At 33.4% G+C, this 9,362-nt stretch carries 7 protein-coding genes and 1 pseudogene; 6 read left to right on the top strand and 2 right to left on the bottom strand.

The window, feature by feature from the left end; translation table 11 throughout:
* Positions 1–242 precede the first annotated feature (242 nt).
* The 5 genes from arcA (at position 243) to DT250_RS18620 (ending at position 5,918) form a co-directional block, all read left to right on the top strand.
* Entirely contained in the window at positions 243–1,475 is a 1,233-nt protein-coding gene (gene arcA, locus DT250_RS18640) for an arginine deiminase (protein WP_097891122.1), read from the top strand.
* Between the two features lie 30 nt (positions 1,476–1,505).
* Positions 1,506–2,504 carry an ornithine carbamoyltransferase gene (argF, locus tag DT250_RS18635; protein WP_097891124.1) on the top strand — a complete coding sequence of 333 codons (999 nt, stop codon included), beginning with the start codon at positions 1,506–1,508 and terminating at the stop codon, positions 2,502–2,504.
* 94 nt (positions 2,505–2,598) lie between these two features.
* Positions 2,599–4,014, top strand: coding sequence for an arginine-ornithine antiporter (gene arcD / locus DT250_RS18630; RefSeq protein ID WP_149213522.1), 1,416 nt, complete (start codon positions 2,599–2,601; stop codon positions 4,012–4,014).
* A gap of 62 nt (positions 4,015–4,076) precedes the next feature.
* Entirely contained in the window at positions 4,077–5,039 is a 963-nt protein-coding gene (arcC, locus tag DT250_RS18625; protein ID WP_097891128.1) for a carbamate kinase, read from the top strand.
* Positions 5,040–5,228: 189 nt separating this feature from the next.
* Positions 5,229–5,918 carry a Crp/Fnr family transcriptional regulator gene (locus tag DT250_RS18620; RefSeq protein WP_149213521.1) on the top strand — a complete coding sequence of 230 codons (690 nt, stop codon included), beginning with the start codon at positions 5,229–5,231 and terminating at the stop codon, positions 5,916–5,918.
* 787 nt (positions 5,919–6,705) lie between these two features.
* On the opposite strand, the gene DT250_RS18615 is transcribed toward DT250_RS18620, so the two are convergent.
* On the bottom strand, positions 6,706–7,053 hold the full coding sequence (locus DT250_RS18615) for a nitrilase-related carbon-nitrogen hydrolase (protein ID WP_255450275.1): 348 nt from the start codon (positions 7,051–7,053) through the stop codon (positions 6,706–6,708).
* Positions 7,054–7,055: 2 nt separating this feature from the next.
* Positions 7,056–7,139 (bottom strand): annotated as a pseudogene (locus DT250_RS32330) (nitrilase-related carbon-nitrogen hydrolase); the annotation flags it as partial.
* A gap of 255 nt (positions 7,140–7,394) precedes the next feature.
* Between DT250_RS32330 and DT250_RS18610 the strand changes: the two are divergent.
* Positions 7,395–9,341, top strand: a complete 1,947-nt coding sequence (locus DT250_RS18610) for a BglG family transcription antiterminator (RefSeq protein WP_149213520.1) — start codon at positions 7,395–7,397, stop codon at positions 9,339–9,341.
* The last annotated feature ends 21 nt before the right edge of the window (positions 9,342–9,362 follow it).

The following is a 9,362-nucleotide window of genomic DNA, read 5'->3' as shown; positions in this document are numbered from 1 at the left end:
TAGACACAGTTTTTTTATCTAATATTAATTAAGAGGTCATTATACATCATATATACGTAATGTATAGAATTTTAGCGATCATTGTGATAAAAAAGTTCATAAAAATACAAGATTAAATTATTTTAAAAAATATTTTGTGAAATATTTCAATAGAAAATGTTAGCGTTTTCAAAAATGGGGAGGTTTGTAACGTTTATTATGTACTTGAAAGGCATCAAAAAATTTAAAAGGAGGTACAGCAAATGAAACATCCGATACATGTTACTTCAGAAATTGGAGAATTACAAACGGTTTTATTAAAACGCCCTGGTAAAGAAGTAGAAAACTTAACGCCAGATTATTTACAGCAGTTATTATTTGATGATATTCCATTTTTACCAATTATTCAAAAAGAACATGATTATTTTGCACAAACATTACGCAATCGGGGTGTTGAAGTTCTTTATTTAGAAAATCTAGCAGCGGAGGCGTTAGTTGGTAAAAAGCTTCGAGAAGAATTTGTTGATCGTATTTTAAAAGAAGGACATGCTGATGTAAATGTTGCACATCAAACTTTAAAAGAATATTTACTTTCCTTTTCAAATGAAGAATTGATTCAAAAAATTATGGGCGGTGTGCGGAAAAACGAAATTGAAGCGAGTAAGAAAGCACATTTATATGAGTTAATGGAAGACCATTATCCATTTTATTTAGATCCAATGCCAAATTTATATTTTACCCGTGATCCAGCAGCTACTATAGGGGACGGCTTAACGATTAATAAAATGAGAGAACCAGCACGTAGACGGGAATCATTGTTTATGGAATATATCATTAAACATCATCCACGTTTTGCAAATCATAATGTGCCAGTTTGGTTAGATCGTGATTACAAGTTTCCAATTGAAGGTGGCGATGAATTAATCTTGAATGCGGAAACAATTGCAATTGGCGTATCTGCTCGTACTTCAGCTAAAGCAATTGAGCGCTTAGCTAAAAATTTATTTAGTCGTCAAAATAAAATTAAGAAAGTAGTGGCCATAGAACTTCCAAAATGTCGAGCGTTTATGCATTTAGATACAGTATTTACAATGGTCGATTACGATAAATTTACAATTCATCCAGCTATCCAAGGACCAAAAGGAAATATGAACATTTATATTTTAGAAAAAGGATTGGATGCAGAAACTCTTAAAATTACACATCGTACTTCTTTAATGGATACTTTAAAAGAAGTATTAGGATTAAGTGAATTGGTACTTATCCCTTGTGGAGGAGGAGATGTAATCGCTTCTGCTCGTGAACAATGGAATGATGGGTCTAATACATTGGCAATTGCACCAGGAGTAGTTGTTACATATGATCGTAATTATGTATCCAATGCTTTATTACGTGAGCATGGTATAGAAGTTATTGAGGTACTCAGTTCGGAATTATCTCGTGGTCGTGGGGGTCCACGCTGCATGAGTATGCCGATTGTTCGAAAAGATATTTAGTATAAATAATGGAGAAAGTAGGGATGAATCATGTTAATGACTAGACCGAACTTAAAAGGAAAAAGCTTTCTTGCTGAAAAAGATTTTACAGAAGAAGATTTATTATATTTTCTAGACTTAGCAGCAGAATTAAAAGAGAAAAAGAAAAATGGTATTCCACATCGTTATTTAGATGGCAAAAATGTAGCACTTTTATTTGAAAAAACTTCAACTCGTACGCGATGTGCATTTACAGTAGCTTGTACAGATTTAGGCGCCAACCCTGAATATTTAGGGAAAGGTGATATTCAGCTTGGAAAAAAAGAATCTGTTGAAGATACAGCAAAAGTTCTAGGGCGAATGTTTGATGGAATTGAGTTCCGTGGTTTTGATCATGCAACAGTAGAAATTTTAGCTGAAAATTCAGGTGTACCGGTATGGAATGGCTTAACAGATATGTGGCATCCAACACAAACACTTGCAGATTTATTAACTATAAAAGAACATATAGGACATTTAAAAGGCGTTAAGCTCGTTTATGTTGGAGATGGACGAAATAATGTCGCTAATAGTTTACTAGTAGGTGGAGCAATTGTTGGAATGGAGGTTCGTATTTGTACACCGGAATCTTTATGGCCAGCACAAGAAGTGATTGATATGGCCAAAAAATATAATAATCAAGTAAAGGTAACAAGCAATGTTGAAGAGGCTGTTGCAGGGGCGGATGTAATTTATACAGATGTATGGGTATCCATGGGGGAAGAAGATAAATTTGCTGAACGCATTACATTATTGAAACCATATCAAGTAAATATGCACATGATTAAAGCGACTGGAAATGAAAATGTTATGTTCTTACATTGTTTACCTGCATTCCATAATGTAGAAACGTTATATGGAGAAGAAATTTATGAAAAATATGGAATAAAAGAAATGGAAGTAAGTGACGAAGTATTCCGCAGCAAGTATTCAAAAGTATTTGATCAAGCAGAAAATAGAATGCATACAATTAAAGCGGTTATGGCAGCTACTTTAGGAAATATGGAGTAAAGAAGGAGGTTAAACTTCCTTCTTTCCCTACCTTTAGACACTATCATTGACTACTGCTATTTATTTTTATTGTGATTAAAGAGAGGTGAGTGTAATGGGTGAAGAAAAGAAATTAGGCTTATTTACTTTAACAGCTCTTGTTGTTGGCTCTATGATAGGCGGCGGAGCATTTAACTTAGCAAGCGATATGGCAAAAGGTGCTGGTGCCGGTGCAATTATTATTGGATGGGTTATAACGGGTATAGGAATGATTGCCCTTGGATTATCATTTCAAAATTTAACCGTAAAAAGGGCAGATTTAGATGGTGGCATTTTTAGTTATGCAAAAGCGGGGTTTGGTAACTTTATGGGGTTTAATAGTGCATGGGGATATTGGTTGTCTGCTTGGCTTGGAAATGTAGCTTACGGTACATTGTTATTTTCTTCACTTGGATATTTTTTCCCCGTTTTTGAAGGGGGGCAAAATGTAGCATCAATTATTGGCGCGAGTGTATTACTATGGTGTGTTCACATGTTAATTTTACGTGGTATACAATCAGCGGCCCTTGTAAATTTAGTAACAACAATTGCAAAATTAGTACCCGTTTTTGTATTTATTGTGGTAGGAATCTTCGCCTTTCATATTGATATTTTCTTAGATGGATTTTGGGGACAAGCGGGTTCTTTTTCATGGGGAGATGTAGGTAGTCAGGTTAAGAGCACAATGCTTGTAACCCTCTGGGTATTTATTGGTGTAGAAGGAGCTGTTGTCCTATCAAGTCGTGCTAAAAACCGAAGTGATGTAGGAAAGGCGACTGTCATCGGATTAATGGGGACTCTTATTATTTACATCCTACTTACACTATTATCTCTAGGGCTTATGCAACAAGCCGATGTTGCTAATTTGAAAAATCCAGCCATGGCTTATTTATTTGAAAGTGTTGTCGGAAAATGGGGCGCGATTTTTATTAACTTAGGATTAGTTATTTCTGTATTAGGTGCTTGGCTAGGATGGACTTTACTTGCATCTGAAATTCCGTATTTAGCTGCTAAAGATGGCGTATTTCCAAAGTGGTTTGCGAAAGAAAATAAGAACAAAGCTCCTGTAAATTCATTATGGATAACAAATGGGTTAATTCAAATTTTTTTATTAACATTTATAGTTTCCGATCAAGCCTATCATTTTGCGTTTTCTCTCGCTTCCTCTGCTATTTTAATTCCGTATGCCTTTTCGGCATTTTATCAATTTAAGTTTAGTCTACAATCTAAAGAAAATGATCGAACAAAGAATATTATAATTGGTTTAGTGGCGAGTATGTATGGAATTTGGTTAATTTATGCAGCGGGCTTAGATTATTTATTACTGACAATGACATTATATGCTCCTGGGATTTTCATTTTTTACAATGTTCAAAAGCAAACGAATCCAAAACAAATATTTACTCGTGTTGAACTTGCTTCATCTGTGGCCATTGGAGCTTTAGCATTTTTTGCAATTTATGGACTGATTACAGGTAATATTACTTTTTAAATAAACGGGATGCATTCTTGTATAAGATCTTGTAAATATGAAATCAATTGGAGGGTTGAAGGATGAAAAGAAAAAAAATAGTAGTTGCATTGGGTGGAAATGCAATACAATCTGGGGACGCTACTGCACAAGCGCAACAAGAAGCGTTGGAAAGAACAGCAGAACAACTTACTAAGATTATGGAAAATGATGTAGATATCGTCATTGCACATGGAAACGGCCCACAGGTTGGTAACATCCTATTACAACAAAAAGTAGCAGAAACGGAAAAAACACCAGCAATGCCGTTAGATACCTGTGGTGCAATGAGCCAAGGTATGATTGGATATTGGATGGAAAATGCGATTGAGAAGGCTCTGAAAAAACGTAAAATAAAAAAAGATGTTGCCACCGTTATAACACGCGTTATTGTAGATGAAAAGGATGAAGCATTCGAAAATCCAACAAAACCAATTGGCCCTTTTTATACTGAAGAGGAAGCAAGAAAGTTAATGGAAGAAACCAAAGCGGTATTTAAAGAAGACGCAGGAAGAGGATGGAGACGAGTTGTACCATCCCCAAAACCTGTAAGTATTCATGAACATAAGATCATTAATTCCTTAGTGGAGGATGGAGATATAGTGATTGCTGTTGGAGGCGGAGGAATCCCGGTTATTGAGTCTGAAGAGGGATTAAAAGGAATTGAGGCTGTTATTGATAAAGATTTTGCTGCTCAAAAACTAGCTGAATTGGTAGATGCTGATACGCTTGTTATCTTAACTGCAGTTGATCACGTTTATTTAAACTTTAATAAAACAAATCAAAAGAAATTAGAGGCAGTGACAGTTGATGAATTAGAACAATATATACGGGATAATCAATTTGCCGCAGGAAGTATGCTTCCGAAAATTCAAGCAGCGATTAACTTTGCTAATACAGATCCAAAACGAAAAACAATTATTACCTCACTAGAAAAAGTGTATGAAGCGTTAGAAGAAAATACTGGCACTATTATTTCTAAGCATGATGCATGTGTTTACATATAAGAGGCTTTTAAACCAATAAAAAGAATGAAGTGATTTGCTTCATTTTTTTTATGTACAGTATACTGTTTAGTAAATAACATTCATAAAGTATTCATGAACGTAAAACGATCTCGAAACTAATTATGATAAAATAAATTTTGAAGAGGCTTTCTTGAATTTTTACTCCGGTATACAGAAAGAGGGCGTTTTATGAAAAAGCGAAACGTAGTTGAAGACTTGAAGCAGTTTGAATTATTTGCTCATTTAACGGATAAAAAATTGAAGAGCCTAGCAGAACTTCTCTATTGGCGAACCTATAAAAAAGGTCAATTTTTATTTTTAGAAGGTGATTCCAGAGAAAGAATTTACCTTGTATTAGATGGATTTGTAAAATTAGAACGAGTCAATCAAAGTGGGAATTTATTATATGAGGAATATATCAAGCGATTTTCTATTTTTCCTTATGGTGATATGTTTACAGACAAAGCTTACGATTATACAGCTGTTGCAATGACAGATGTAGATGTATACTATATTCCCACTGTAATTTTTGAGAATATGATTCGATCAAGTCGAAAACAGCTTATGTATATTGTTCAACAGTTATCTTCTATATTGAAAGTGAATGAAAGCCGCGTACAAAATATTTCAATTCCAAATGCACAAGATCGTGTCATTCAGGCGCTACATCATTTAATGAATTTTTTAGGAGAACAAGAGGGAGAAGAAATTATAATTTCATGCCCACTTACAACAACCGAAATCTCTAAAATATCTGGGACGTGTCGCGAAACAGTTAGTGGAGTGTTAAAGCAATTAAAGAATGAAAGCATTATCACCGTTCTAGGAAAAAAAATTATCATACATGATCCAACTTATTTTAAAGAAGTTTCAATATGAAAATAGGTTCCGTGACGGATATGATGGCTCTTAAAAACAGAACGATGAATCCTATTAAATGTCTACTGTTAATCCTTAATTAAAAATAATTGAAGATTGAATTTCATTTAATTTTGGACAGATTATTTTTTACAATCTACCAATAATAAAAAGAATCATTCTACATACCTATAAAGAAATAAATCCTTTGGTAATTACTAAACATGATAAAGGTGTGCTTATGTAAATATTAATTATCCTTTAATGTATTTAAAATAAATAATTGAAACAATTCCTGTATAACAAGGTTCCTAAATTCTTGTCTTTCTACAGAATGTGAGACATTTAGAAGGACAGGAAATTAGGAACTAGCCACATGTTGTAAAATACTTAATTTCCAATAAAAAGTAGTTCTATTCAAATTGAGTAGAACTACTTTTACATTATTTCATAGTTGTTTTCACCAAAAAAAGTGAGATCATCTCTACAAGTTAAGATCATCGTCGTTTCTTTTCAATTAAATTAATCTTCTCCATATTAATTAATAACAACCGCCATTTGTGTTTGCTCTTGTTGTAAACAAAGTTAGGATTTTTGCATAAGCATTTTTTCAAAAATGAGTATTAGAGGCTGTATATACGATTGTAGAGGTTTCCTGTTTCTATTGTACTTGTGCTGGAATATATCTTTTAGTCTTAAGAGACGAATAAAAAAATCCGCCTCTACGATAGCTCGATCTTCAACTACTGCACTTGTTTGGTGGAGAGGGGGGGATACGGTTCTACTTCGTATACTTAAAAACATCCGGTCAAAGATTTTTAAATATTGGGATGTTTTGTTGTTGTTCCTCTATTTTTGCTAAATCAATTTCTACTGTTATGATTGGCTCTTGGTCGTCCGCTTCTTTTACAATGTTTCCATTTGGATCGATGGCCATTGAGTATCCCGTGTATGTGTTGCCGATATGATTTTCATTATTCACATCTCCTACACTTTTACATGCAATAACACAGATGCAGTTCTCTATGGCTCTTGCTTTTAATAGTGTTCTCCAATGGTTCAAATTTGTTGTTGTCCACGGTGCAACATATAAGATGATTTTGCACCTTGAAACGATGGATAGCGTGTAATTTCTGGAAAGCGTAAGTTGTAACATATAATTTTGCCCGCCTTGGTATTGTGAATTTCAAATACATCTGGAACATCATTTCCAGATGTTAAATAAAGATGTTCATCTAACATGGGAACGAGGTGAATTTTATCTTTTTGATAAAGCAACTCACTTCCCGACAGACCTAACTTCTTGAGAATCTTGATGTTTATTAGTAAGAGTAATGTAGTGTTATGCAATTAAATCTAAATAATAATATGTATCGTAAGATGGTTGGAATTTTAAAATGAATACATATAATTGGAAGTGTCAGTTATAAAGAGAGAAAAAATATCTTGTAAAGTAATGCATATAACATAGAAGTATATAAGAGATAGGTGAAATTTATGAATACAAGACAAAAAGAAATTTTATTTCTGCTATTATCTGAATCTAACGACTATTTTTTAGTACAAGACCTTGCGGATCAGGTGAATTGCTCTGAAAAAACAATTCGTAATGACTTTAAAATAATTGAGGAGCACCTTGCGAATTATTCAAGTGCGATTCTTGTTAGGAAACCGGGACTAGGTGTGTACTTAGAGATTGAGGAATATGAAAAGGTGGACTTGTTTAATAAACTGTATTGTATTAATAATCGCACAAAGTATGAATCAGATGAAGAAAGAATTCTACAAATAGCATACAACTTATTAATGAATGTAAAGGCAGTTACTGCACAGAAAATGGCATCCCAACATTTTGTAAGTCGAACTACTATAAAAAAAGATCTAGATAGAATTAAAGTATGGTTACATCATTTTGATTTAACCATTGTTTCAAAACAGCGAGTTGGACTTATTATTGATGGAAATGAAAAGAAAAAAAGAAGAGCATTGGCTAGATTATCAGATTTGATTGGTAATTCTGATCTTACGAATCAATTTATTAAAGAACAATTTCAATATCATGAGGTTGAATTTGTTACGAACGAATTGAAAGCGTTACAAAAACGAAATGCATTGTTTTTTACAGATGATACATTTGAAAGTTTATTAGTGCATACGTTGCTTATGGTACGGAGAATGAAGCTTAAGCAACCTATTTTAAATGCTGAAAAGGAAATTAAAATACTGAAAGAAACAAAAGAATATATATGGACATTGGAGTTTTTAAAACAGCTGGAATGTGTTTTTTCTGTTCATTTTACAGAGGAGGAAGTTACATATTTAACAGCTCATATTTTAGGTGGGAAAATCCGTTATCAAGATAAACCAATGCAGGATAGCACACTTACTGAAAGTAATCCAATGCTTTCTATGGTTATACAGCAATTAGTTAAACGTATGTCACAGTTATATGAAATTGATTTCAGTAAAGACAAAATTTTAATTGAAGGGTTAACGATTCATTTATATACCGCATTGAATCGCTTAAGCTATGATCTTTCTGTCTCTAATCCGATGTTACACGATATAAAGAGAATGTATCCCTATGTGTTTAATGTATTGATACAAGTATTAGAAGAGATAAATGAATCTCTAACTATATATATTCCAGAAGAAGAAGCGGCTTATCTTACTCTACACTTTGAAGCATCTGTTGAACGGTTAAATCACCAGGAAAAATCTAAAAATGTAATTATTGTTTGCCATATGGGCATTGGCATGTCGCAGTTGTTACGTACAAAAATTGAGCGTAAATTTCGTCATATCCATGTTATGGACTGTATTTCAAAAGCTGATTTACAAAGTTATATAATGAAACATCGTGATGTGGAGCTCGTTATTTCAACTACTAGTCTTTCAAGATTAAACATTCCTCATATAGTAGTATCCCCATTATTAGAGGGGCCAGAAGAAAAGAAGCTAGGGGACTTTATACAAAATTATGATGAGCCAAGTTATAAAGAACAAAAAGACTTTGTTATGTTCAATTATACATCTCCATTTTTAGTGTTTTTACAACAGGATATACAGCACCCATATGAGCTAATTGAAAAGTTAGCGTATGCTTTGCATAGTAAGGGGTATGTAGATAAAGAGTATGCAGAAAATGCGATCATAAGAGAAAAAATGTCAGCAACAACGATTGGGGCAGGAATCGCAATTCCCCATGGCAACCCAAAATTTATTCAAGAATCAGTAATTGCAATTGCTACATTAAAGGAACCAATTGATTGGGGAGAAGAGAAGGTATCACTTGTATTTATGCTAGCAGTTAAAAGTGATGGACAAGAGGTAACGAAACAATTGTTTCAGGAACTATCCTTTATAAGTGAGCAACCATCCTTTATTCAAAAGCTTACGAAAGAAACAAACGTAATGAAATTTTTGTCCTTTTTACATAATTAACCGAAAAGTGGAGAATCAAAT

Source organism: Bacillus sp. AR2-1 (assembly GCF_008368755.1).
Classification (GTDB): domain Bacteria; phylum Bacillota; class Bacilli; order Bacillales; family Bacillaceae_G; genus Bacillus_A; species Bacillus_A wiedmannii.
This window is presented reverse-complemented; position numbering and strand designations above follow the sequence as displayed.

What these genes read in the sequence shown, in the direction of transcription:
- arcA (WP_097891122.1), top strand. Translation starts at nt 243, where the DNA reads ATGAAACATCCGATACATGTTACTTCAGAAATTGGAGAATTACAAACG.
- DT250_RS18620 (WP_149213521.1), top strand. Translation starts at nt 5,229, where the DNA reads ATGAAAAAGCGAAACGTAGTTGAAGACTTGAAGCAGTTTGAATTATTT.
- argF (WP_097891124.1), top strand. Translation starts at nt 1,506, where the DNA reads ATGTTAATGACTAGACCGAACTTAAAAGGAAAAAGCTTTCTTGCTGAA.
- arcC (WP_097891128.1), top strand. Translation starts at nt 4,077, where the DNA reads ATGAAAAGAAAAAAAATAGTAGTTGCATTGGGTGGAAATGCAATACAA.
- arcD (WP_149213522.1), top strand. Translation starts at nt 2,599, where the DNA reads ATGGGTGAAGAAAAGAAATTAGGCTTATTTACTTTAACAGCTCTTGTT.
- DT250_RS18615 (WP_255450275.1), bottom strand. Translation starts at nt 7,053, where the DNA reads ATGTTACAACTTACGCTTTCCAGAAATTACACGCTATCCATCGTTTCA.
- DT250_RS18610 (WP_149213520.1), top strand. Translation starts at nt 7,395, where the DNA reads ATGAATACAAGACAAAAAGAAATTTTATTTCTGCTATTATCTGAATCT.